Origin of the sequence: Hymenobacter qilianensis (assembly GCF_014489555.1) — a bacterium.
Lineage (GTDB): Bacteria > Bacteroidota > Bacteroidia > Cytophagales > Hymenobacteraceae > Hymenobacter > Hymenobacter qilianensis.
Genome location: NZ_CP060784.1, coordinates 1,620,776 through 1,645,132 on the forward strand (window position 1 = coordinate 1,620,776; position 24,357 = coordinate 1,645,132).

The 24,357-nt window shown below is 55.0% G+C and carries 21 protein-coding genes, 1 tRNA gene and 2 pseudogenes; 13 read left to right on the top strand and 11 right to left on the bottom strand.

The features are described 5' to 3' along the window. Nucleotides 1-30: 30 nt before the first annotated feature. A complete protein-coding gene (locus H9L05_RS07460; protein WP_187733629.1) occupies nt 31-1,815 on the bottom strand; it encodes an ABC transporter ATP-binding protein in 1,785 nt (594 codons plus the stop codon). A 268-nt stretch (nt 1,816-2,083) separates the two neighbouring features. On the opposite strand from H9L05_RS07460, the pseudogene H9L05_RS07465 reads away from it, so the two are divergent. From H9L05_RS07465 to coaE, 8 genes and pseudogenes are all read left to right on the top strand, one after another. After that, nucleotides 2,084-3,174, top strand: a pseudogene (locus tag H9L05_RS07465) (Glu/Leu/Phe/Val dehydrogenase dimerization domain-containing protein). A 94-nt stretch (nt 3,175-3,268) separates the two neighbouring features. Further along, on the top strand, nt 3,269-4,453 hold the full coding sequence (gene nusB, locus H9L05_RS07470) for a transcription antitermination factor NusB (protein ID WP_187733630.1): 1,185 nt from the start codon (nt 3,269-3,271) through the stop codon (nt 4,451-4,453). A 143-nt stretch (nt 4,454-4,596) separates the two neighbouring features. Continuing rightward, a complete protein-coding gene (locus H9L05_RS07475) occupies nt 4,597-4,908 on the top strand; it encodes a YtxH domain-containing protein (RefSeq protein ID WP_187733631.1) in 312 nt (103 codons plus the stop codon). Nucleotides 4,909-5,030: 122 nt separating this feature from the next. Continuing rightward, on the top strand, nt 5,031-6,032 hold the full coding sequence (locus tag H9L05_RS07480; RefSeq protein WP_187733632.1) for an isocitrate/isopropylmalate dehydrogenase family protein: 1,002 nt from the start codon (nt 5,031-5,033) through the stop codon (nt 6,030-6,032). 154 nt (nt 6,033-6,186) lie between these two features. Continuing rightward, nucleotides 6,187-6,711 carry a DUF1573 domain-containing protein gene (locus H9L05_RS07485; RefSeq protein WP_187733633.1) on the top strand — a complete coding sequence of 175 codons (525 nt, stop codon included), beginning with the start codon at nt 6,187-6,189 and terminating at the stop codon, nt 6,709-6,711. 109 nt (nt 6,712-6,820) lie between these two features. Further along, complete coding sequence (gene yajC, locus H9L05_RS07490) at nt 6,821-7,138, top strand: preprotein translocase subunit YajC (RefSeq protein ID WP_187733634.1); 318 nt, start codon at nt 6,821-6,823, stop codon at nt 7,136-7,138. A 19-nt stretch (nt 7,139-7,157) separates the two neighbouring features. Further along, complete coding sequence (locus H9L05_RS07495; RefSeq protein ID WP_187733635.1) at nt 7,158-8,123, top strand: YbbR-like domain-containing protein; 966 nt, start codon at nt 7,158-7,160, stop codon at nt 8,121-8,123. A 2-nt stretch (nt 8,124-8,125) separates the two neighbouring features. After that, nucleotides 8,126-8,725, top strand: coding sequence for a dephospho-CoA kinase (gene coaE, locus H9L05_RS07500; RefSeq protein ID WP_187733636.1), 600 nt, complete (start codon nt 8,126-8,128; stop codon nt 8,723-8,725). 7 nt (nt 8,726-8,732) lie between these two features. Here the strand turns inward: coaE and H9L05_RS07505 are convergent, their stop codons facing one another. The 5 genes from H9L05_RS07505 to H9L05_RS07525 all read right to left on the bottom strand — a co-directional run bounded on the left by H9L05_RS07505 (nt 8,733) and on the right by H9L05_RS07525 (nt 12,531). Continuing rightward, complete coding sequence (locus H9L05_RS07505; RefSeq protein WP_187733637.1) at nt 8,733-9,905, bottom strand: GNAT family N-acetyltransferase; 1,173 nt, start codon at nt 9,903-9,905, stop codon at nt 8,733-8,735. 78 nt (nt 9,906-9,983) lie between these two features. After that, nucleotides 9,984-10,160: a hypothetical protein gene (locus tag H9L05_RS07510; RefSeq protein WP_187733638.1), complete on the bottom strand. Its 177-nt coding sequence runs from the start codon at nt 10,158-10,160 to the stop codon at nt 9,984-9,986. 2 nt (nt 10,161-10,162) lie between these two features. Continuing rightward, complete coding sequence (locus tag H9L05_RS07515) at nt 10,163-11,608, bottom strand: glycosyltransferase family 39 protein (RefSeq protein ID WP_187733639.1); 1,446 nt, start codon at nt 11,606-11,608, stop codon at nt 10,163-10,165. 142 nt (nt 11,609-11,750) lie between these two features. Next, a complete protein-coding gene (locus H9L05_RS07520; protein ID WP_187733640.1) occupies nt 11,751-12,236 on the bottom strand; it encodes a hypothetical protein in 486 nt (161 codons plus the stop codon). 217 nt (nt 12,237-12,453) lie between these two features. Then, nucleotides 12,454-12,531, bottom strand: a tRNA-Val gene (locus H9L05_RS07525). 134 nt (nt 12,532-12,665) lie between these two features. Between H9L05_RS07525 and H9L05_RS07530 the strand changes: the two genes are divergently transcribed. The 3 genes from H9L05_RS07530 (at nt 12,666) to H9L05_RS07540 (ending at nt 16,285) form a co-directional block, all read left to right on the top strand. Further along, nucleotides 12,666-13,865 (top strand): AsmA family protein, encoded by a 1,200-nt coding sequence (locus H9L05_RS07530; protein WP_187733641.1) that lies wholly within the window; start codon nt 12,666-12,668, stop codon nt 13,863-13,865. After that, on the top strand, nt 13,775-15,244 hold the full coding sequence (locus H9L05_RS07535) for an AsmA family protein (RefSeq protein WP_187733642.1): 1,470 nt from the start codon (nt 13,775-13,777) through the stop codon (nt 15,242-15,244). Before H9L05_RS07530 ends, H9L05_RS07535 begins: the two co-directional genes overlap by 91 nt. 138 nt (nt 15,245-15,382) lie before the next feature. Next, nucleotides 15,383-16,285: a TerB family tellurite resistance protein gene (locus H9L05_RS07540; RefSeq protein WP_187733643.1), complete on the top strand. Its 903-nt coding sequence runs from the start codon at nt 15,383-15,385 to the stop codon at nt 16,283-16,285. A 79-nt stretch (nt 16,286-16,364) separates the two neighbouring features. Here H9L05_RS07540 and H9L05_RS07545 read toward each other — a convergent pair whose 3' ends face one another. Both H9L05_RS07545 and H9L05_RS07550 read right to left on the bottom strand, forming a co-directional pair. Beyond that, on the bottom strand, nt 16,365-17,510 hold the full coding sequence (locus tag H9L05_RS07545; protein ID WP_187733644.1) for a mechanosensitive ion channel family protein: 1,146 nt from the start codon (nt 17,508-17,510) through the stop codon (nt 16,365-16,367). A 45-nt stretch (nt 17,511-17,555) separates the two neighbouring features. Then, nucleotides 17,556-18,781, bottom strand: a pseudogene (locus H9L05_RS07550) (Glu/Leu/Phe/Val dehydrogenase dimerization domain-containing protein). A 231-nt stretch (nt 18,782-19,012) separates the two neighbouring features. Between H9L05_RS07550 and H9L05_RS07555 the strand changes: the two are divergent. Then, on the top strand, nt 19,013-19,321 hold the full coding sequence (locus tag H9L05_RS07555; protein WP_084443403.1) for an ArsR/SmtB family transcription factor: 309 nt from the start codon (nt 19,013-19,015) through the stop codon (nt 19,319-19,321). Between the two features lie 191 nt (nt 19,322-19,512). On the opposite strand, the gene hemA is transcribed toward H9L05_RS07555, so the two are convergent. Beyond that, a complete protein-coding gene (gene hemA, locus H9L05_RS07560; RefSeq protein WP_187733645.1) occupies nt 19,513-20,784 on the bottom strand; it encodes a glutamyl-tRNA reductase in 1,272 nt (423 codons plus the stop codon). 315 nt (nt 20,785-21,099) lie between these two features. Here hemA and H9L05_RS07565 point away from each other — a divergent pair, with 315 nt between their 5' ends. Then, on the top strand, nt 21,100-22,284 hold the full coding sequence (locus H9L05_RS07565; protein WP_187733646.1) for a sensor histidine kinase: 1,185 nt from the start codon (nt 21,100-21,102) through the stop codon (nt 22,282-22,284). Between the two features lie 18 nt (nt 22,285-22,302). Here the strand turns inward: H9L05_RS07565 and H9L05_RS07570 are convergent, their stop codons facing one another. After that, nucleotides 22,303-23,421 carry a lipocalin family protein gene (locus H9L05_RS07570; protein WP_187733647.1) on the bottom strand — a complete coding sequence of 373 codons (1,119 nt, stop codon included), beginning with the start codon at nt 23,419-23,421 and terminating at the stop codon, nt 22,303-22,305. A gap of 40 nt (nt 23,422-23,461) precedes the next feature. Beyond that, entirely contained in the window at nt 23,462-24,217 is a 756-nt protein-coding gene (locus H9L05_RS07575) for a carboxypeptidase-like regulatory domain-containing protein (protein ID WP_187733648.1), read from the bottom strand. Between the last annotated feature and the right edge of the window lie 140 nt (nt 24,218-24,357).

Below are 24,357 nucleotides of genomic sequence, written 5' to 3' on the forward strand. Positions count from 1 at the left end.
GGGGGGCTTTTTTGTCTAGTAGCGCCAGCCTTACACTTCTTCCGTCTGCAACTGCCGCTCGTAGAGGGCGCGGTAGAGGCCATTGGCGTCTGCCATCAGGGCGGCGTGCGTGCCGTGCTGCACAATCTGGCCGTCATCAAGCACCAGAATCTCGTCGGCCAGCTTCACGGATGATACCCGGTGGGAGATAATCAGGCTGGTACGGTTGGCCATAATGCGTTGCAGGCTACCCAGAATGGCGTTCTCCGTGTTCGTATCAACGGCCGAAAGCGAATCGTCCAGAATAAGGATTTTGGGCTCCTTCACCAAGGCGCGGGCAATGCTGACGCGCTGTTTTTGCCCCCCAGAAAGCGTAATCCCGCGCTCACCGAGCTTCGTATCGAAGCCCAGCGGAAACTGCACGATGTTCTCGTACACGTTGGCGTCTTTGGCCGCTTGCAGCATTTTTTCTTCCGTCGGGTTTTCGAGGCCGAAGTTGATGTTGTTGCGGATGGAGTCAGAGAACAGAAAAACATCCTGGGGTACGTAACCGATTTGCTCCCGTAGTGAGGTGAGGGCGTAGTCGCGGACGTCGGTGTTATCTACCAGAATGCTGCCGTCGGTGACGTCGTAGAGGCGACAGAGCAGGGCGGCTATGGTGCTTTTGCCCGAGCCCGTATTGCCGATAACCGCCAAGGTCTGGCCGGGCCGAATGCGGAAGCTCACGTTTTTAAGCGCCTGAATACCAGTATCGGGATACGTAAACGACACGTTGTCAAATACAATATCGCCCTGAATGTCGCGCTCTACGTTCTGGCGGGAGATGATATCCGTCTTCTGATTCATAAATTCGTTGATGCGCGCCTGCGACGCTTCGGCCCGTTGCACAAGGCTGCTGGTCCAGCCCAGAGCCGTAACAGGCCAGGTAAGCAGGTTTACATAAATCAGAAATTCAGCAATACTGCCCGTCGTAATCGTGCCCCGAATCACTTCCTGGCCGCCAATCCAGACCGTGATAATCGTGCTTAAGCCCACCAGGAAAAGAATCAGCGGGAAAAACAGGGAATTCACGAAGTTCAGACTCAGCGTTTTCTCGCGGTAATTGTCGCTGGCTACCGTAAACTGCTGGTGCGAGTCTTCTTCGCGTACAAACGACTTCAGCACCCGAATGCCCGAAAAAGCTTCCTGCACAAAAGTGGTCATGCTGGACAGCGAGCGTTGAATCTCGTCGGACTTGCGCTCAATCAGATTGTTGACGTAGAAAATGCTGACCGACAAAATGGGCAGCGGCAGGAGCGTATAAATCGTCAGCTTCACGTTCACCATCAGCATCAGCGGGATGATGAGCACAAACAGAATCACGAGCTGCATAAAGTACATAAGCGCCGGCCCAATGTACATGCGCACACGGCCCACGTCCTCGGAGATGCGCGACATCAGGTCGCCGGTATTATGGCGCCGATAGAAGCTCAGCGGCAGCGACTGATAATGCTGGAAAATCTCGTTCTTCTGGTCGTTCTCCACCCGCCGCGACATCACAATGAGCGTCTGGCGCATGAAGAACAGAAAAATGCCCCGCAGCAAGGCCATAATCACAATGAGCAGACCGTAGAGCAGCACGTTGCGCCCAAACAACTCATACACGCCACTTTGCGCCCGCGTACCGGCAAACAGGTGGTATAAGTCGATGCCTTCATTCACCAGATCGAAGGCGTAGCGCACGATTTGGGCCGGGAAGATTGCCAGCAGCGTGGAGAGCGCCACGAACAGAACGCCGCCCAGGAAATGCCATTTATAGCGGTATAAATACTTATTGGTAGAGGCAAGAGCGCGCACAGGTCGAGGGGTTGGAAAGGGTAAGCGAAGGGAGCCGCTCAGCGGTGTAAGCCCGACGGCTGGGGGGCAAAATCAGAAAAACGGGTTACTTTTGCCCCCAAATTGAGGGCTAATACCAAGCGCCAGCTCAGTAATTCGCCGTACGTCTAACGTTAGTTACGACCACAACGATTCACTACACGGGAGCTTCCGTTCGCCTTCAAAGATACAACAACCGCTTTCCACCCATTTTACCTTCCCACCCACCCATTTTTAATTTTTGTCCCGCATGGTTGAAATCCAGGAGTTGACCGATACCTCGGTCTTCGGTCAGATTGCCGAGCATCAACACGAACAGGTCGTATTCTGCCACGACCACGAAACTGGCCTCAAGGCTATTATCGGTATTCATAACACGGTGCTGGGCCCCGCCCTGGGCGGTACCCGCATGTGGGAGTACGCCTCCGACGCCGATGCTCTAAACGACGTGCTGCGCTTATCGCGCGGTATGACTTATAAAGCTGCCATTTCGGGCCTGAACTTGGGCGGCGGCAAGGCAGTCATTATCGGCGACGCCAAAACGCAAAAAACCGAAGCCCTGCTGCGCAAGTTTGGTCGCTTCGTGAAGAATCTCAACGGCAAGTACATCACGGCCGAAGACGTAGGGATGACGACTAAGGATATGCAGTATATCCGCATGGAAACCAAGCACGTAGCTGGCCTGCCCGAGAGCATGGGCGGCTCCGGCGACCCCTCGCCCGTGACTGCTTTTGGTACCTATATGGGAATGAAAGCTGCTGCTAAGAAGGCCTTCGGTTCTGATAGCCTGGCCGGCAAGCGCATCGCGGTACAAGGCGTGGGCCACGTGGGGGCTATTTATTGGAGCACCTCATTAAGGAGGGCGCCAAAATTGTGCTGACCGACTACTACGAGGACCGCAAGCTGGAAATGGCCGCTAAGTACAATGCCGTAGCCGTAGGCCTCGATGAGATATACGACCAAGAGGTTGACATTTATTCGCCGTGCGCGCTGGGTGCGACCATCAATAATGATACGATTGACCGCCTGAAGTGCCGCGTAATTGCGGGCTGCGCCAACAATCAGCTGCAGGACGAGAACGTGCACGGTCCAGCGTTGGTAGAGCGCGGTATCATTTACGCGCCCGACTTCCTCATCAATGCTGGGGGGCTAATTAACGTTTACTCCGAGGTAATTGGTGGTAGCCGCAAGTCGGCCCTCAGCCAAACCGAAAAAATTTACGACTTCACTACGGAAGTGCTTAACAAGGCTGAACAGGAGGGAACTCACCCCCAGAAAGCCGCCATTCGCCAAGCTGAGCAGCGTATTGCTGCATTAGGCAAGGTAAAATCAACTTATTAATTGTGTTGCGCGTTGTGAGTTGCCTTTTGACAGCTAGCAGAAATGCTTCTCGGCAAACAGGCAACTCACATCTCGTAACAGACACCACACCAGAATGCTCAATCGTCGCTCGCTTCGCATCAAGGTTATGCAGGCCCTATACGCTTACCATCAGGCAGTAGGGTCAGATTTTCTGCTGGCCAATGACCGCATTGCCGAGGAATTTGCCCCCGACCTCACTTCCCCCGAACCGCAGGACCGCAAGGTGCTGCAGGGCCAGCGCAAGCTGGCGGAGGTTATTTTTAAAGAGTGGCACAAGACCAAGGAAACGCCGGAAAAAACCGAAGATGCGGCTGTGAATGAAGCCGTAGCCGATGCCATCAGCTTCTACGAAAAGCAGGTGAAGAAAGAAGGAACCTTCTTTGAGGGCCAAATGCTGCACGCCGCGGAAAGCATTCACGACCAGTACATTCATCTGCTGAACCTGCCCACGGCTTTGCTGCGGGTGATGGAAGACGAGCGCGACCGGGAAGCACGGCGGTTTACACCGTCCAAGGAAGCCCTGCTCGACACTACTCGCTTTGAGCAAAACCAGGTGCTGGAAAAGCTCGTGGGCAACAAGCAGCTGCAGGACCTCACCATTCGGCGCAAGCTGCAGTGGAACGGCGAGCAGGAAATGGAAGCGCTACGCACGGCTTGGCGCCAGGAAATAAAGCAGGATGCTGATTTTCAGGCGTATCTGGCCGCGCCGGGGGGCAATTATGCCGAAGACCAGGAAGCGCTGAAGCATTTCTATAAGACCTTCGTGTTCAAGGAAGGCGCACTGGCTACCCAGCTGGATGAGGCTGACCTGAATTGGGAGGAAAACCGCTCGGTGGTCAAAAACCTGGTGGTCAAAACGGTGAAAATGCTGGACGAGGCCGCCGACGAAAACCTGGAGCTTATGGCGCTTTCAGCCAACTGGGCCGAGGACAAGGAGTTTGCGCAAAGCCTGTATCAGCAGACGCTCGCCGACGATGAGCGCTACGAAAAGCTGATTGCCGAATCGGTGCAGAACTGGGACGTGGAGCGCGTGGCGCAGCTCGACAAGATTGTGCTGAAAATGGCCCTCTGCGAAATGCACCTTTTCCGCAGCATTCCGGTGAAAGTGACCATCAACGAATACATCGAAATCAGCAAGATGTACAGCACGCCCAAAAGCAAGCAGTTCATCAATGGTATTCTGGACAAGCTGGCTCAGGATTTGACGGCTAGCGGTGCTATCCGTAAGTCGGGCCGCGGCTTGCTCGACAATCAGTAGGGAGTAAACCTGCGTAGAAAGAATAGAAAGCCGGAATTTTGCCCCCCGCGGGCCGGACTATATATCCCATTTTGCGTCTTTGCGTACTCATTACTAATTAGCATCTCATCTCACATCTGTTTGTACTCACTTCTCTAAAAAATATGGGTAGCAAAACCACTACCGGCCTTGTGTGCTTCGCGGGCGGTGCCCTTACCGGAGCCGTTTTGGGTCTGCTGTACGCGCCTGAAAAAGGCCGCGAAACCCGCAGCTGGCTTAGTTATCAGCTCGAAAAGTACCGCGAGGTGCTAGCTGATCTTACCGAAAGCTTAGTGACGAGCCGGGTAGATGCCGGTCCTTCGTCAGCCAAGTCAGAAGGCCAGAAAGTAATCCGCGAAGCCAAAGACAAAGCCGAGCAGCTGCTCGGTGACGTTGACCAGCTCATCAACCAAATCAATTCCCGTAAGACGGTTTAATTTTGGAATGGCTAAATGACGGAAGGTTAAATGGCTGATCGTTCGTAATGATTGAACGGTCAGCCATTTAACCTTCCGTCATTTAGCCATTTAGCCATTTAACCATTTATCAATCAGCTTTAATGCACACAATCACCCTTATTCCCGGAGACGGCATCGGGCCCGAAATCACGAAGGCCGTTACGGATATTTTCAGTGCTGCCCAGGTGCCCGTGCAGTGGGAAGAGCAGAACGCCGGCCAAACGACTTTCGACCAGTCGGGCGAGCTTATTCCTCAGGCGTTGCTGAATTCATTGGAGAAAAACCGCGTGGCTTTGAAAGGCCCCATCACTACGCCCGTAGGCAAAGGCTTCCGCAGCATCAACGTATCGTTGCGCCAGAAGTACGACCTCTACCAGAATGTGCGCCCTGCCAAGACCAACGCCGGGATCGTGACGCGTTATGAAGGAATTGACTTGGTGCTGTTTCGTGAAAATACCGAGGGCTTGTACTCGGGCCTGGAAACCTGGGATGAGCGGCTGGGCATTGCCGACTCTACGAATCGCATCACGGTAGCGGGTTCGCGCAAAATCTGCCGTGCGGCTTTTGCTTATGCTGCCAAGCACAACCGCAAGAAGGTGACGCTGGCTCACAAGGCCAACATTATAAAGATGGCGGGTACGCTGATGCTCAACGCCTGCAAAGAGGCAGCGGCGGAGTTTCCGCACATTCAGTTTGAGGACAAGATTATTGATAACATGTGCATGCAGCTGGTTAATAAGCCGGAGCAGTTTGATGTTATCGTGACTACCAATCTTTTCGGTGATATCCTGTCTGACCTTTGTGCTGGCCTTGTAGGTGGCCTGGGCGTAGTAGCTGGTGCCAATATCGGTGACGATATGGCCATATTTGAAGCAGTGCACGGCTCCGCGCCAGACATTGCTGGCCAGGGCAAAGCCAACCCTACGGCTCTGCTTCGCTCCGCTTTGATGATGCTTCACCACCTCGGCGAGCACACCAATGCCGACCGCATCGAAGCCGCTCTGGATGCTACTTTGCTACAAAAGGAAAAATGCACCGGCGACCTGGGGGGCAAAGCCTCAACCAGTGAGTTTGCCCAAGCGGTAATTGATAACTTGAAGTAGAAAAAAGCCCCCCGGCGCCTAATTTTGCGCGCCTTAACAGGATCAATTGGATGCTAAGTGCCGGAACCCAGCACCGCATTCACCTGTTTTAGTTTTTTTGATTGAAAACGAAGAACTTAGGCTGTCCAAATAAGACGGTCTGCTAACAATCTCCATGAAACGTACCCTGATTCCTTCCTTATTCGCCTTTGCCGTGTTGCTGGGCGCTTGCAACAATGACAAGTCCGCTGATGTAGGCACCGCTGGTATGAACGCCGCCGCCACCGCTGCCGATGTAACGGCCAGCCCAGTAGTTGACAACCCCAACGTGGCCAGCGAAACGGAAGCGCCCAACCCGAATGCACCGGTGATGACCTTCGCTGAAACCGAACACAACTTCGGCGACATCAAGCCGGGTGAGGTAGTAAAGCACACCTTTACGTTCACCAACACTGGAAAAAGCCCCCTGCTAATTGAAAATGCAACGGCTTCCTGCGGTTGCACCACTCCCAACTGGACCAAGGAGCCTATTGCTCCCGGCGGCAAAGGCACCATTGATGTGCAGTTTGATAGCCAGGGCAAAACCGGCCTCCAGAACAAGCAAGTATCTATTCGGGCCAATACGCAGCCCACAATCACCCAGATTGCAATTCGTACCAACATCCTGCCTGACGGCCAAAACGGTCCGTTAGCTCAATAAAACGGTAAGCAAGGGCGGCCCACAAGCCGCTCTTGTTATTTTTGCTGACTCGTGCGCAGCCGGCTACTTGGTGGCTTCGGCGTTTTCTCCTTAACCCAACACCTCTCCAATGTTCCTCACGCTTTTATTGCAAGCCCCGGCGGGGGGCATTACCCAGTTTCTGTTTCCGGTGGCTATTGCTGCTGTGGTTTATTTCTTCATGATCCGGCCGCAGCAGAAGCGGGCCGCTACGGCTCGTAAATTCCGCGAGTCGCTGACCAAAGGCGCTACGGTAGTTACCATTGGGGGCCTGCACGGCAAAGTCGTGGATGTGCACGAAGAGTCGGTAATTGTAGAAGTAGACCGGGGCACCCGCCTCAAGTTTGACCGTAGTGCTATTGCGCGGGAGGTAACTCCAGCCGCCAAGGCACCCGTAACAACGCCATAATTGCCTTAACTATACCGCTTTGCCGCTCACTCGTGCTGCCCGTCTGGTTCGCTGGTTCACCAGCCCGTTTTACGGGCAGGAGAGCAGCTACTGGCGGGCAGTTACGGTTTGTTTTATGGCAGCTTCCACGTTTTGGCTGCTGAATGCGCTGAACAAGACCTATTCTACCCGCATTACTTACCCCCTGACCTGGCGCTACGACACAACGCGCTACATACCAGTGCAACCACTGCCCAGCGAAGTAGCTGTAAACGTGACGGGGCGTGGGTGGAAGCTGTTGCGCAAAAGCCTCATGCTGGACGTGAAGCCGGCGGAGGTGCCCATCAGCCGTGTGCCTACGGCTACTCGCTTTGTTACGGGCAGGTCGTTGCGGCCCGCGCTACAGGCTGCGATGGAAGGAATGCAGTTCAATTATATTCTGACCGATACGCTCTGGGTCGAGTTTGATCAGCTGATCACGCGCCGCCTGCCGCTGGGACTCAGCCCGGATATTGATGGCTCCGCTTTGCCCTACGCCGCGCGCTTTGTGCCCGAAAGTATCGCATTCAGAGGCCCAGCCCGCACCGTAAATCGACTGGCCAGCCCTTACCCCGTGCACCTGCCCAAAGCGCCAGCCGGTAGCAGCGACGGCGCTATTATAGTGCCCATCGGTGGCCCAGCCTCAGTTGAAACGAATGTGCAGGAAATTCAGGTGCGGCTGCAGCCGCGCCCCCTGCTAACGGTGCCTGTGCAGGTGGTGCCTGAGCTGAACAATTTTCCGGTGGGAGAGAAGTTTGGGTTTTCCCCCGCTACCATAACCGTGGAAGTGCAGTGCTTCCCAGAAGACACTGCTCGCTTAAACCTGCAGGAACTGCGTGTAATGCTGAACTACCGCAAGTTAACTGCCCCCGATTCCAGCCTGGAACCCATGCTTGTACAAGCCCCTGCATTAGCCCGTGGTACCCTTATCAAAACGCCCGCCGTGCGGGTTTCACGGGTTCAATGAGTATGCTGCGGATTGGGATTACTGGTGGTATTGGATCGGGGAAAAGTATAGTATGCCGGTTATTTCAGCTGCTGGGCGCGCCGGTTTACGATTCCGACTATCGGGCCAAATGGATCATGGCCAATGACTTGAGTCTGCGGGCAGAGCTAGTAGCCACATTTGGCCCCCAGACGTTTAGCGACGCGGGCCAGCTGGACAGGCCTTATCTGGCCCGCGTCGCCTTCTCCGACCCCACACAGCTAGCTCTGCTCAACGCCCTAGTGCATCCGCACGTGGGCCGCGACTTTGAAACCTGGGCCGCGGCGCAGCAGCAGGCGGGGCACGTATACTCGCTGAAGGAAGCGGCCTTGCTTTTTGAGTCGGGCGCGTATCGGCAGCTCGACCGTATCATCACGGTTTTTGCCCCCCAGACCGTGCGGCAGGCCCGGGTATTACGCCGCGACCCCCACCGCACGGCTGCGGATATTCTGGCTATTGTCGGCAAGCAAATGAGCGAGGAAGAAAAGGTGCAGCGCGCCGATTACGTCGTGCATAATGATGATCAGCATCTGCTTATACCGCAGGTGTTGGCGCTCGATACGCTGTTTCGACAGCAGGCTTAGCGCTCTGCTACCTGATTATCGCGCTGCGCTCGAAGCGCCGGGTCGGGTCGAAAAGCTTGCGGTACGTAACGTGCGTTTTGGAAATGCGGGCCCCAATGGCGCGGGTAAGAGCCAACATGCGGGGGTTAAAGTCGCCGATCCAGTTCATCTCAATCTCGGTGTACCCGGCCGCTACAAGTGCCTCCTGAGCATGTACCAGCATCGCCGACTCGACGCCCTTGCCTTGGTGAGCAGGCACAACCCCAAAGATAACCCCAAACATCTTGCGCGGCTGCCGGCGTTCGTAGCGCCACTTCTCCCACACAAACCGAATTTTGCCCCCCAGATTTAGCCGTGGCCCCACGTGCTTAAAAATCTGGTTCAGCTCGGGCAGGCTCACAAAAAAAGCCACGGGCTCACCCTCGTGATAGGCAAACCAAAGCAGGCGCGTATCCATTACAGGCCGCATTTGGCGCACTAGCTGGTGTGCTTTGTCCAGCGTCATCGGGTTGATGCCCGAATGATTGGCCCACGCCAGGTTGTACACGTGGTGAAAATCCCTGGCCATCTGGTCGGCGGAACGGCCCGCGGAGTGAGCAAATGTGTAGTCCGGCTCTTCCTGTGCGTAGCGCTCGGCGGTGCGTGCAAAGCTTGGGTGCAGAGGCTCAGCTACTTCCCGATGGCAGGTGTACTGCTTGAAATATACCTGAAAGCCGTAGTGCTCAAAAAGCTGCTGATAGTAAGGCGGATGATAAAACATCCCATAGTTGGGCTCCGTGAAGCCCGAAACCAGCAAGCCCCAAAACCGGTCGCGCTCCCCGAAGTTAATCGGCCCATCCATCGCTTCCATTCCCCGTGCCATCAGCCATTCCTGGGCAATGCTGAATAGCTGGTTGGCTGCGGCCTGATCATTAATACACTCAAAAAAGCCGATTCCCCCGGTTGCTAAGGTAGTGTCGGCGTGCGCGGTAAGCTCATTCACAAAGGCAGCGATGCGGCCAATAGCCGAGCCTTGCGCATCGGTCAGAACCCAGCGGGTGGCGGTGCCATGCTGAAAGTTGGGATTGCGCCGTGGGTCGAATGCGGCCTCAATATCGTTGTCTATAGGCGAAATCCAGTTGGGATGGTTTCGGTAGATACGGGCAGGCAGCTCCAGGAATTGCCGCCGGTGCCGGGCAGTAGAAACTTCAAGCAGTGACATCACGAATTATGAAACGACACCAAGCAGGCGAGCGGTATAGTATAGAAAGGTTAAATCGCCGAAGCGCAACCACCCCGCTTACTTGCCGGAGCGTTGAAAAACAGACAGGATGCGCACACCATTAACCCGAATAGTATGCACTTCCCGCCCGGTAGTGTCGGGGAAGGGCTGCGTCCGATAACGGTAATTAGTGAGGATATAATCGGCGTTTGGGTGGTTCGTAAAGCGTAAGCGGGCTCGGTCGGTGGGGGGCAAAATTAGCGAGTTTGTATAAACCAGGTGGCCACTGGGCCAGGGCGAGTACACGCTGATTGTGGGTGCCAGGTCGTGAGCAAGCACCCACTCAAGCCCTTGGCGGTAGGAGAGGCCCCAGTAGTCGAGGTCGAAGTTGCGCTGGGCAAAGCTGGGGGCAAAATACTGAAATACGTCTGCTGGTGCGGGTGGTCGCGGGCTATGCGCCAGGCCGCGTGTATCATTCCACCCCCAACAAGCAGAATAGCACTTATAGCTACCGGACGCCATGGGGGCCGCTGCCGCGCCACTGTAGCGAGCGTATGTACGCCACGCACTGTTAGTAGCACCAGCGCCGGATAAATGAAGTATAAGTGCCGCCAGCCATCATACACTACCGGGCGCAATCCGATAACCAGCAGCACGGGCACCAGCAGCCAGCTAATGAAAAGCAGATCGAGGCGCCCGGCAAACGTGCTCAGACTTGCTCGCCCCCGCTGACTTATCTCCCACATCCAGGCACCCACTCCGGCTAAGGCAGTAAGTATGTAAGGCAAAGGCGTTGTGATGATTATCCATACCGGGATATAATGCCAAGGAAGCTGCGTACCCCGCAATACTTGCCCAAAGTATACCACCCGCCCCTCCCAAGGATATTGGCTGATTCGCTGCGTAGCCGCTAAAAGTTCTTGCCAGGGCAATGCCCACAAGTAGGGCCACCCGAGCACCGTAAACACCAACGCGGCCACACTGTAAATTCCGCCCACCCGCAGCAGGTGGCTGCGCTCAACGCGCGGGCGGTAGCGGGCTTCCAGGCTCAGCATTAATAGTGTAACGAGCACCACCAGCAAGCCCTGCACGCGTACATCCACTGCCAGCGCCGTAGTGAGCCCATGCACCACTGCCCGGCCAAGAGTAGGGCGCTGCAACAGGCGCGTGAGTGTATAAACAGCCAGCGTGAACAGAGCCATATACACGATGTCCTTGCCATTATAGAATGCTTCAGCAAAGAATCGGGGCGAGAGTACCAGGAGCAGTGCAGCCAACAATCCCCAGCGCCAACTCTCAAATCGTTGCTTCGCCAGTTGATACAGAGCCCAAATCCCAAGCACGAAAACGAGAAAGACGCAAGCGTGACGAAGACGATAGAAGGCTTGCGAATCGCCGTGGGTAAAAACAAAGCTGAGCAGGGCCAACGGCAGCTCGAAAGCCACGCCATGATCTGCATCGGCAAAGTTCTGGATATCAGGAATCAGGTGGCTGCTGGGTTGGCGGGCTACCAACTCGGGAGCCACCAGCTGGGCCAGGTACTTGGCACTCACCAGTCCGTTCAGGTGGTTGTTCGGCTCGTCCCACGATACGCCGTAATCATCATGCAGCCAAAGACCCAGGCCAAGCAGTATCGCAAAAAAGCCCCCCACAATCCATTGGCTGCTCGACGTAAAGAACCGGAAACGAAACAGATCGGGCATAAACAGGACTACTGTGGCGGCGCAAGTTAATAGCTAACCATGCAAGAGTTATGAAGCCACTTGTTTTTGAAAGGCTACATAACGGTCACAAAAAAGCCCCCAGATGTTCTCTGGGGGGCTTTTTTGTGACCGTTATGTAGCCTTAAATAGACCCATAAGTAACGGTACGAACAGTCGTTGCGCCGTTGCTGGTCGATGTTTGCTTAACAGTCATAGTAGAGGACGTTAAATCAGCCGGACCGCTGAGCGTGGAGGGGAAATTAGGGCATAAGCACGGTTCAGTAAAGGTGATGACCGTGCGGTCAGCGTTCCAACTCCAGCTGCCCTTTGCCGACTGCGGATCAGCGGCAGCGCATTTGCTAGGGCCTTCATTTATCTCCAGTTCGCCATTATCGTTGAAGCGGATGAAATCATCCTTGCCACAAGCTTGTAATGCCGCATAATTGTCAACGGTGGTAGTAGCGCCGGCACTAGTGGTTGTTACACTAACATCGGCCGTTGCCCGCCAGTCTTTATTAACCAACAGAGTAGTCTTCGGATCTGTTGCTTCTGGCTCATTCTCTTCGCTACAAGCAGTGAAAGTGACAGCCAACAATAGGGAAAGGCTAAAGGTGAGTAAGTGTTTCATAATTCAAAAACGGTAAGGAGAGATGATTTTGCTTGTACTGCGATGTAGTAGCTGCAAAGACAAGCTGAATACGCTATACGCCTCGGTAGGTTACTTTATTATAAAGATCCCACTAAAACGAATAAAAATATTGATTTTTTGCGGGTTTAATCGATCATCTCTCCCCGACCTTAAAAAGGCAAAACAAAAAAAGGACAGCCGTTACCGACTGTCCTTTTGGTGGGAGATACTGGGTTCGAACCAGTGACCCTCTGCTTGTAAGGCAGATGCTCTGAACCAGCTGAGCTAATCTCCCTTTGTTCCCGTTTGGGATGGCAAATATGGCAGGTCATTTTCGAATACGCAAAAAAAACCGCGACCTTCGGGATATTATTTTCAGTGAGGGAGACCAGAAAACCTCTCAACTGTTTCACTACCAGAAAACTTCGGTTGTTGATTCGCTTAAAAAAGTTTTTTCTGTACTCGTTGCTGGGGGGCATTTTGCTGCTGTTGGGGAGCATTTTGGGAATCTGGCTGGGGGAGGAGCGCATCATTGCGCTGTTTGTGCGGGAGGCAAACCGGCACTTGCGCACGCCCGTGCAAGTAGGTAAAATTGACCTTTCGTTAATCGACCAGTTCCCGCGAGTGTCCGTAACGCTGCAAAATGTAGTGGTGGGGGGCTCTTTTCCTCAAGATACCGTGGCGTTGGCCCGCGCCCGTCGCTTGTACTGCGCGTTTGACATTTGGGACCTTGTAGCCGGCCGCTACCGCGTCCGTGCCGTGACCTTGGACTCCGCAACGGTTCAGGTGCGCTACGACGCGCAGAGTCAACCGAATTGGGATGTGTTTCGCTCCGACTCGTCGGATGCTTCTGATGATAAGCCCTTCGCTTTTGACCTGGAGCGGATCGTGCTGCGCCGCGTGCTGGTAATATATGACGATGTAGCTCGGCGCCAACGACATACTATTCGGGCCCACGACTTGCGGGCGGGCCTTTCAGTGACCGATGAGCTGATTGATGTTCAAGCCGACGGGAAGGCGCGCATCGAAGCCATAGAGCTGGGTCAGGATAAATACTTCCGGCAGAAGGAATTGACCCTCAAAACGCTGATAGCCATTGACCGGCCTGGCCGGCGGGTTACCATTCAGCCCTCCGATTTGCACATTGGGCCCGCTACGTATAGTGTGTCGGGCACGGTAGGGTATGGGGGCGAAACGCAGCTAGATTTACGCTTGGAAGGTCGGCAGACCGATATACAATCGGTAGTGGCGCTGCTGCCGCCGCGCCTTGCGGGCAACCTGAGCGGTTACCGCAGTCGGGGGGAGGTGTACTTTCGAGGTACGGTGCGCGGAACGATGTCTGCTTACAGCAATCCGCGAGTAGACGTGCAGTTTGGCTGCCGCGATGCTTCCTTCTATCACCCGGAGTACCGCGAAACCGTGGAGCATGTTTATCTGACGGGCACTTTTGATAATGGAAACCAGCGTTCACTGCGCACCTCTACATTGGCTTTGCGGCAGGTGCGCGGCACGCTGCACGGGCGGGCGCTGGGGGCAATTTGCGCTATCATAACTTCGATGATCCTACGGTTCAGCTCGACCTGCGGGCGGACCTTGACGTGGCCCGTGCGCTGCGCTTCTATCCGGTAGCGGCCGTGCGTCAGGCCAGTGGTGATGCGCGTTTGGCAATGCGCTTCAACGGCAACCTGCGGGCCTTTCGGGCCCAGCCTGCCGCTGCGGCGGTGCAATCCAGCGGCGACCTGACGCTGCGGGGGGTGAGCTTGCGTCTACGCGATTTTGGGCAGCCGTTTACGGGGCTCAGCGGCAACTTTATTCTACGTCGCAACGATGTGGCCGTCAGTGATTTTAAAGGCCGGATTGGTCGTTCTGACTTTCAAATCAATGGTCTGTTCAAGAATGCGCTGGGCTGGCTGCTGCTGCCCCGCCAACAGCTACTAGTGGAGGCTGATGTGGAGTCGCGGCTGCTGGATTTTGACCAATTGCTGAGTGCCCAATTAGCGGATGCTGCTCTGCAAAAAAGCCCCCCAAAGGGCAAAAAGCATGGCCGGCAGTCAGAATACGAGTTTCATGTAGCGCCCAATCTGGCGTTGGATGTGCAGGCTAGCGTAAGCCGGGTGCAGTTTCGGCGGTTTCGGGGGCGCAATTTGAATGGCACGATACGGCTGCGCGACCAGGTTATTTCCTCGCCCACGCTGAGTGTAGCGGCCGCTGGGGGCCAAGCCAGTATTAGGGGGAGCATCGATGCGCGCCAGCCCGATCTGCTGAAGGTGCACACCACCATGGCCTGCTCGCAGCTGCCCCTCGACAGCTTATTTTACGTGTTTGAGGACTTTGGCCAGAAGTTTATCACGGCTCGCCACCTGCGCGGGCGCCTCACGGCCTCAGGTGAGTCGGACCTGTATTTCGACCGCCGCCTTACGCCCCTCACCGACCGTATGGAAGCCGAAGTAAGAGCAACGGTGCGCAATGGGGAGCTCAATAACTTCGAGCCGTTGCAGAAGCTTTCCATGATAGCGCGTCGGGAACAGCTGCGGCATTTGCGCTTCGCAGAGCTTACCAACAACTTTTATATTCAGAGCCGGACCGTATACATGCCGGAAATGGAAATTCGCTCCAATGTGCGCACGGCTTCCATTATTCGCGTTACGGGTACCCATACCTTCGACCAGCAGATGGATTATCATCTCTCCATTCCGGTGTTGCCGGGGCTGCTGCATCGGGCTTCGATGGGAGGGAGTGGCACCACTGGCCCTAACCTGCTGCTGGCTATTCAGGGAGACGAGAACGATTTCAAGGTGAGCTACGATCGGGCGCGGGCGCAGGCCAACCGGGCCGCCGCAACGCCCCCCAGCAGTGGTCCGCGGCCTACTCTGGGTGATTTACTGAATAATCCGGCCGCTGCTCCCGACCCGGCCGCGCTGCCTGCTGAGGCGCGCAAGCCATTCGAGCTAAAAAAGCCCCCCAAGAAGCCCGCGCAGCCGCAACCAGACGAGTATTTCGATTTCTAAGGTTTCGAGCCTTTTTCATAAGGCCGTAAAAGCGCTTGTAATACAGTGTCTTGCCTTATGCAACAGTTGAGCATCAACATTTCCGGGTGGTGTGCGTTAAGGAGAACGGTATTTCCTTTCCTCCCAACCTCAACCGCTATGGACAACAGCACGCAAGTATTACAGAACTATTCCGAACAGGAAAAAACCGCTTACCTCAGCGTAATCGCCAGCCTAGCCTCAGCTGACCGCCAAGCTTCAGACGCCGAAATCGAGTTTTTGCAGCAGCTCTCTCAGGCTGCCGGTCTTTCTGGCGCTGCCACTCAGCAGGTAGTGAGCGCCGCTCAGGATGCTAATAATAGCACCGTGCAACAGAACCTGGACGCACTAAAAGGCAGTGAGCTCCGCTTTTCTCTGGTAACCGACCTGATCAGCTTTGCCCGCGCCGATGGAGCTTATTCCAACGACGAAGAGGCCATGGTTAACAAAATTTCCACGTACCTCGGCATCAATCAGCAGCAGCAGCACACGCTGGAGCAAGTAGTTGACCAAGCCGAAAAAGTGCCCCACGATGCTAATGACCCCGCTAAGCAAAGCTTCTTCGGCGGCATTACTGATAAGCTCGAAAGCGCCGGCATCCCCAAAGGCGCCCTGATGGGTGGCCTGCTGGGCGTAGTGGCCCCGATGGTACTGTCGCGCGTAATGGGTGGCGGCAACCGTGGTGGCATGATGGGTAGCGGTGGTATGGGCGGCCTGATGGGCGGTAGCACCATGGGTGGCCTGATGGGCGGCATGGGTGGAAGCGGCATGGGCGGCCTGTTGGGCGGTCTGCTCGGCGGCGGCTTACTGGGTAGCGTGATGGGCGGTGGCGGTCAGCAGCTGCCTCAGCGGGGCTCACACGTGGGCAGCGGCGGCTTAGGCTCACTCACGTCTATCCTGGGCGGGTTGGGCGGACGTCCTAACTCAGCACCGCGCTCCGCCGGTGGTGGCGGGCTTGGCAGCCTCCTCGGCGGTGGTGGCAGCATGGGTGGCCTACTCGGCGGCCTGCTCGGTGGTCGCTAGAGCCAACGTTATATATTTTCACAAAAAGCCCCCTAGACTAATTCTGGGGGGCTTTTTTGTGGTCTTAAAATAAAAACGGTTATTTGCCCAGAATGGGCTGCTCCACTGATTCGAGGCCATGCAGCCGGTCGATGGGCGATTGAGCGGTGGCCAGCATATTAGCAAACTTGCCACCGTGACGCTCCACGGCCTCCACAATAGCGTAGTTCAACTCCTCTTTCACCGCCAGAAACTCATCGTAGTTATTCGTTTCGACGAAGTACTGCACGGCGGCTTCCTTAGCAGTAGGAGTGAGGGCCGTAAACTGCAACTGCACCTCGGTGGTCGTGAGCGGGTGCGCCCGGATGGTGGCAGTGGCATCGGCGATAATGCGGCGAAGCTGGTCGCTAGTCGTTTCGTGGCTGATGGTGAGCGTGAAATTGACGCGCCGAGCGGTGCGCAGAGACAGGTTATCCAACGGCTTGTCAATCATCGACTTATTAGGAACTGTGACGTAGCTTTTCTCTACCGTGCGCAGCCGCGTGCTGCGGAAACCCACCTTCTCGACGGTGCCGGTTACGCCACCTACCGTCACCAGGTCGCCAACGTTGAAGGGCCGGTCAAGGAAGATGGTGAAAGATGCTATGAGGTTTTCGAGGCTTTCCTTGGCCGCAAAAGCCACTGCCAGGCCACCAATGCCCAGACCACCGATTAGGGCCGTCACGTTCACGCCAAAGCCTTTGCCGAGGATAATCAGAAAGGCAATAATCATCACAAACACCTTCAGCAGATCTTTGGCAAAAGGAATCAGCTGGTTATTCAGCCGGGAAGGCAAAAGCTCGGCTCGGCGGCTGAACACCAGCACGAAAAAGTCGATGAGCCGCAGAACGACCCAGCAAATGGCTGTGATGAAGCCAATCTGGTATATCCGAAAAACAATCAGCTCTAACCAGTGCTCACTTTTATCCAGATCGGAGTTGCGAACCGGATAATCAAGCACTTTGAAGGCCAGAAAAACGGTGAGTAGAAATACGACCACTGCAATAGGCTTGATGAGCAAAGCCTGAAATTGCTTCTCGCTAACGCCCTCCGTTTGCTTGCGCAGAATGCGAAATAGCAAGTGCGACAAAAAGCGCGATAGTAAGGTTTTGAAAGCATACCCCACCAGCAGAATAGCCCCGCACACGAGGTAAGTGCCGACGTTGTTGCCAAAGAAGCGGTACTGAAGAAATTCGTTGACAGTCATTGTGTTATAAAATATGATTGCCTTGTTTAAAGAACAATCAACAAACTATACCAGCTCCCGCAGAGCCATCTCAAACGACTTCTGAGCCAGCCCCGTACGGTCGTCGCCCTGCAGGCGAGTGCGCTCCAAAGCCCGACGAATAACGCGTGACGTATCGCCGAAAATGGCTTGGTCGGTAATTTCGGCGTTGGTTTCCATCAAGTACGCGAATACCCGAGCCATCCCGCAGTTGGCAATAAAATCGGGAATGATGGAGGTGTGTTGGTCGGCATACTCGCCGGTTGGTCCAAAGAAGATCTCCGGATCCTGAAACGGTACATTGGCTCCGCAGGAAATCACTTCCAGGCCACCCGCCAGCATTTGCTCTACCTGATCCCGCGTAACCAGGCGCGACGAGGCGGCAGGAATAAATATTTCGGCCCCTGAGGACCAAATGCGCTGGCTTATTTCCTCAAACGAGAGTAAGCCGCTGGCAATAAGCGTGTTAGTTTTTCTGTCAAGAAATAACTGCCGAATTTCTTCCAGCGAAAACCCATTTTCATTGAGCATGCCGCCGGCCCGGTCGATGATGCCCGTAATGCGCACGCCCTGGCTTGCCAAGTAGTAGGCGGCGGCGGCGCCTACATTACCCCAGCCCTGAATGAGGGCGCGCTTACCCACTAGTTCTCCACCCCAAAGCTCATAGTAGTGGCGCACGGCCTCCGCCACGCCGTAGCCAGTGATAAGGTCGGCCACGGTGTACTTGCGGCTCAGGCTGGGCGTGAATGTCGCATCTTCAATCACCTTAACTACCCCTTGGCGCAACTGCCCCAGCTTCTGAATCTTCTGCGGCTCAGTGGCGCGGTAATGACCGTTTACAATGCCCTCCTGCGGGTGCCACAGGCCATAGTCCTCGGTAATAGGAATCACATCGTGAATTTCGTCTACGTTCAGGTCGCCGCCGGTACCGTAATAACTTTTGAGTAGCGGGATAACGGCTTTATACCAGCGTTCCAGCACGCCGCGCTTGCGCGGGTCATGCGGGTTGAAGTTGATGCCCGATTTTGCCCCCCGATGGCTGGCCCCGACACCGTGAACTTTACTTCCATGGTCTTGGCCAAACTCTCTACCTCGCGCTTGTCTAAGCCTTGGCGCATGCGGGTGCCGCCACCGGCTGCCCCGCCTCGCAGAGAGTTAATGACGACCCAACCTTCGGCCTCCGTTTCGGCATCCTTCCATTCAAAAACTATTTCGGGACGCTTATTTTCAAATTGGGCCAGCAGGTCTTTCATTATAAATACAAGAAAATTGATAGAGTGAAAAAAGTCGTGCAAAGGTAAGTAGACCCATGCTAGCGGTCAGGAATAAGCCTTTATAACAAAATTTTTTGTGAGCAAAACCACAGTAAACGCTGTCAGAATCAAATCTTTTCAGCGCTATGTTCGTTTCAAAGGAACTTTGCAGGTATAGAATATCGTATGATCCTTATTCTCTCCCTAAGTTTTCCACCTTTGTACTAGTATATGAAACCACTGCTGGCGCGCGTAGAATCGAAGAAAGTAGACAAGGCTGCCGCAATGCTGAAAGTGTTGGCCCACCCTAAACGCCTCGCAATCGTGGATCTGCTGGGTAAGGAGGACAAGATGACCGTAACGGAGATCTACCGTTCGCTCGACTTGCCCCAAGCCATTGCTTCTCAGCATCTTATCACTCTGAAAGACCGCGGTATCCTGTCGTCATTCAAAGTTGGTACTAAGATCTACTACTCCCTGTCCATTCCTAAGCTGCTCGATGTGATCGACTCACTCGAGGATTGCTGCGAATCTATGTAATCACCTGTTTCGCTCACGAAACCAAACGAAAAAAGACCGCTGATAGCGGTCTTTTTTCGTTTGGTGCCAACACCAGGCAAAGGCTTGGGCAATCGTTTTGGTGTAGCGCGTAGCTTCCGCGTCGCGGATAGCTGAACGACTCGCGTGGGGGGCTTTTTTTAACAACTAAACAACGATACGCGGTGCGGAAGCTATGCCGTAGTAGGCTGGTTTTCTAAGTCGAAGAGTTCGGTGATGATATCAATCACCTGATCGGCTTCGCCGCGCTTGCAGGCAGCTTTTAGCTGGAGCACCGGCTGCTTCAGAAACTTCTGCATCAAGGAACGGGTAATTTCGTCCATGCGCTTGGCTTCCTCGGGGGCCAATTTCTTCTGGTAGCGGTCCATTTCTTCCTGCCGAATCTGCTCTAGGGCATTCTTCAGCTTCTGAATGGTAGGCGACACCAGCATTTCCTTGGTCCAGTCGGAAAGGCTGGCAATGCTTTCAGCAATAATAGCGCGTACCTGTGGCACAGCAGCCAAGCGCCGCTCTAGCGCCGCGCTAGCCTTGCTATGGATAGCGTCGATGTTATATACCAGCACACCGGGCACGTTTTCTACTTCGGCCTCCACGCTGCGGGGCACCGAGAGGTCGATGAAAAACTTGTAGTTCAGTACGTCGAGGCGCGCCACCATATCGGTGGTGAAGAAGGGCGAGTCGCGGTTGATAGAGGAAATAACCACGTCGGCGTCTTTCAGGCCCGTTACCAAGTCCTCAAAGTCAAGTACACGCAGACCACACTCGAGAGCTAGCTCTTCGGCCTTAGTACGGGTCCGGTTGCATATGCTGACATTGGTGAAGAGGCTACTGTCGCCGAGGTGGCGGCATACATCAGCTCCAATTTCACCTAAGCCCACCACCAGAATGCGCGGGTTGGCTACATCGGCGGTTAGCTCTTCCACTAGTTCCAACGTGGCGTAAGAAGTAGACGCTGCCCCATCACGGAAGCTGGTCTCTTGCTGTACGCGCTTATTGGTGAAGAAGATAGTGTGCATAAGGCGGTGCAAAAACGGGCCCGCGGCGTCCGCATCGGCGGCCCACTGGTAAGCGTTCTTTACCTGATTGCTGATTTGCAAGTCGCCTACTACTTGAGCATCAAGTCCCATCGCTACCTCAAAAAGGTGCAGAACAGCTGTCTCGTAGGTGTCAAGCACATCGAAGTACGACGCATAGGCATGGCTCTCGGGCAAACCCTTGAGATGACCTAAAGCCGTAATGATGGCCGTGCTCTGGTCGTGGTCGGCGGCGTAGTATACCTCCGTTCGGTTGCAGGTGCTAAGCACGAGCAGGTCGCTGAGACCCAAATCGTGATGGAGCGTATGTAGGAAGCGGCGGCAAGCAGCCTCGTCTAATGCAATAAGCTCCCGAATTGCTAGGGGCGCTTTCTTGAAAGACAGGCTGACAGCCTTGAATGGGTGGAGCATAGCTGGTGCTAGTGCGAGAATCAGGGGGCAAAAATACGGCGGAAATCGCTAGTGTGAAAACAGCCGTTGCTCCATGGTGGTTCGAGATTACGTAAAGTATCGTGTCAAAGGGCGTATAACCAAGCTGGGGGCTTTTTGGTGCGCAGATAAACTTAAAAAATTCGTGTGGCACTCTCCTGTCAAGCACAACCCTGAAACTCCAACTGGAGCGAAAGCGTCTGCATCGGGCGCGGGCACGTATCTTCGTTGCCCGTGCGTTTATAGTTCTTTTGAGCCTCCCGTGGGGGGCATTTTTGCCTTACAGCTTTTCCGCCTTTGCTACCGATTTACGATCAGAAGTCCCGTATTAAACTTGTGGTGCTGGCTGGTGCCCTGCTCATCGCCGCCGCTACGGTTATCTACACCAATATTCTGGTAGGTCGCCTTTCTGAGCGCGAGCAGCAGCAGATAGACCTGTACGCCAAGGCCCAGCGCTATATTATCAGCACGGAGGAGGAAACCAATCTGGTGTTCGTGCAGGAGCAAATCATTGATGCCAACACCACCATTCCTATCATCTTCACGGATGATCAGGGCAATATTCAGGGCACCAAGAATATCGACTTGCCCAAGGGTATGTCAGAAGAAGCTACTATTCGGTTTCTGCGCGAGCGAATCGAGAAGATGAAGGCCCAGCACCCGCCCATTGTGGTAGAGTACGCGGCGGGGCTGCGGAATTATATTTATTACCAAGACTCCGTGCTGCTCACGCAGTTGCGCTACTACCCGCTGGTGCAGCTGGCCATTATTGCCTGCCTGGGCGTCATTGCCTACTTCGCCTTCAGCTACTCGCGCAGGGCCGAGCAAAACCGCGTTTGGGTGGGTCTTGCCAAAGAAACGGCCCACCAGTTGGGCACGCCCTTGAGCAGCCTGATGGCGTGGCACACTTACCTGAAAGAGTCGGAGACATTCCGAGATGAGCCCATTGTAGAAGAGCTAGGCAAGGATGTGCGGCGTCTGGAAATCATTACGGAGCGCTTCTCCAACATTGGATCGGTGCCCGTGCTCAAGGATGAGAACATCCTGCAAGTCACCCAAAACGCTATTGCTTATCTGCAAAGCCGGGTATCGAAGAAAGTGGTATTTAAGATTGAAACCAGCCTGCCTACGCACACGCCGGCTAAGCTCAACATTCCGCTGTTCGATTGGGTGATCGAGAATATCTGCAAAAATGCCATCGATGCCATGGATGGCCGCGGCAGTATTACCATTCATCTGCGCCGCCCCGCCCGCAACAAGTCCCAGATTGCCATCGACATCACCGACACGGGTAAGGGCATTTCCAAGAGCAAGATTGACCGCGTTTTCCTGCCCGGCTACACCACCAAAAAGCGCGGCTGGGGCCTGGGACTAGCGTTGGCTAAGCGCATCATCGAGAATTACCACCAAGGCCGACTGTTTGTGAAATGGTCGGAAGTGGGTAAGGGTACTACCTTTCGAATAATCCTGAACGGTGAGTAAAAGATTGATGGCCAGCAACTAACGAGCTATACTGCTGGCGGCCGGAGTTTCAATCGGCTTCGGGCGGGGCAGCTTCACCTCTTTACGGTTGGTGATTTCCACGTAGCTGTTGCCGCTGACCGGCTTGCCGTTGTGAGTGCCCGTCACGCGGCACATGCCTTCCCAGTAGCTCATCTTAATACCGGGCAGCAGCTTGAGCGTCAGCTCCTGGTCGAGCATAATCGGCTCAATGGTAAGATCATAGCCTTGTTTCGGTACGCGCAGTCGCCACTTGCTGGGGTAGCGCAGCTTGGTGGCCGGGCTGGTCCAGTAGTCGAGGGTTTCGAGCTGAAAATCTTCGGCGGCCAAGTGCGTATTTTCGGCCTGGGGGCCAAAATGCGAGCCCCCGCTTACGGTCTGGCCCGTGGCTTTGTTGAAAAGCTGATACGCCATAAGTTCCTCCCGAGGCTCGTCGAGCTGCACGGAAAACCAATCCCAGCCAAGATCTTTCGTGGTCACGGAGTTGCAGTTCCACTGGCGGTCGTACCACAGTTCGCCCTCCACCTCTCGGGCCTGCCCGTTGACTTCGATGGTGCCAGCGGCCGTGAGGCGCGGGTAGCTATAGTACCCAGCCTGCGCGACGGGGCCATATTTTTCGTAGCCCGTACCGCCGTGCAGCAAGATGGCTTTGGCCGGGGTCGTGGTCAGGTTCACCGCTACGCCCGGATGGGAAGCCATGCGCGCTTGCAGATGATAGCGCCCTTCCTGCCCGCTCAATGTCCAGCGCTCGTCCTTTTTCTTCATCGAGAGGCTAAGCGGGAGCGTGGCGGGCAGCAGCTTAGGCAGCCGCTCCACTTTATAGTCGTAGCGAAATTGCTTGGTTTGCGGGTCGGTGAGGGCAAAGTTCACCATCTGGTAATCCTGCTTGCCCGAGGGATTGAAGTGGAAGAATACGTACTCTACTCCGTAGGTTTCGCCGGTTGCTTTATCCTTCAAATGACCCGTAAAGTACCACCACTCCAGGGAGTTGCGCAGATGTGGTGCTTCTTCCTGCGGTAGCTGGGCGCGTTCGGTAAAAACATCATGTTTATTAGTTGGCTTAAGCGTGCAGGCAGTAGCAAGGAATAGCGATAGGGCAAGCAGCAGAATATTTCTCATACCCCGGAATAATGCCTTTAGGGGGCAAAAGGTTTGCTGCCTACTGGCGAAAAGCATTACGCACCCTATGCCATATAGCGCGCGGATGCCACGGCCAGGGTTTGCGAGAAGTGTAATCTGCTATTATGAATCGGCCTTTCGTGTCCGTATCGAGGCTTATCTTAATTGCTCTTTGTCGCTGTGGGGTGTCATCCAGGGTTATTTCTTTACTGACGTAGCCAATCGATGAAAAGACTAATGCTTGTCCAGCAGCCAGGGTCGAAATCTCCAGCTCAAAAGTACCGTCGCTGTTAGTCGAAGTACCGATTGAGGTGTTTTTGAGCAGCACTGTTACGCCCGGCAGACCCTCCCCCGAGTTATTATCTGTAACGGAGCCGCGCACCACCGTGGGGGGCAAATTCAGGGCAAGCGGCTCCACTCGGCGCGGTACTGCCACCATTCCCATCGTTATGATGTGTTGTTCCGTTGGGGTGATACGCTGAGCCTGGGTCTCGACGGCGGCTCCGGCCTGCAAACCGGCTACAGCCGCTGTGGCAGCCAGCCATGTAGGCCAGCGGGAAGCCCGTACGGCCACTACCAGTAGCGGCCTGTTCAGTTGCTGGGTTGCAAACCGCCCGCAGGTCCGGCCCGACTCTTCACGCTGAAACCACCCGATTACTTCGGCATCAGTCATACCTGAGAAGTCAACTACTTCTTTGTCGCAGGCGGCGCAGTGGCGACCTTGGGCGGCGGGCGTCATCTGAGCCCAGCTCTCGTGGCAGGGCTGCGGAATAGTGATGGTAGGGCGGTGCGGCATGGCAGCTAGCGTTTACAGGTTTCCCAGTTGATGCCGCCTTGCCACCGATTCCATACGGATCAGCCAGAATTTTTAAGCTGAAAGTTGAGTCAAGACGCAGTGCTCAGTTGCCTGCTTCTAAATCCAGAGGCTGGCACAGA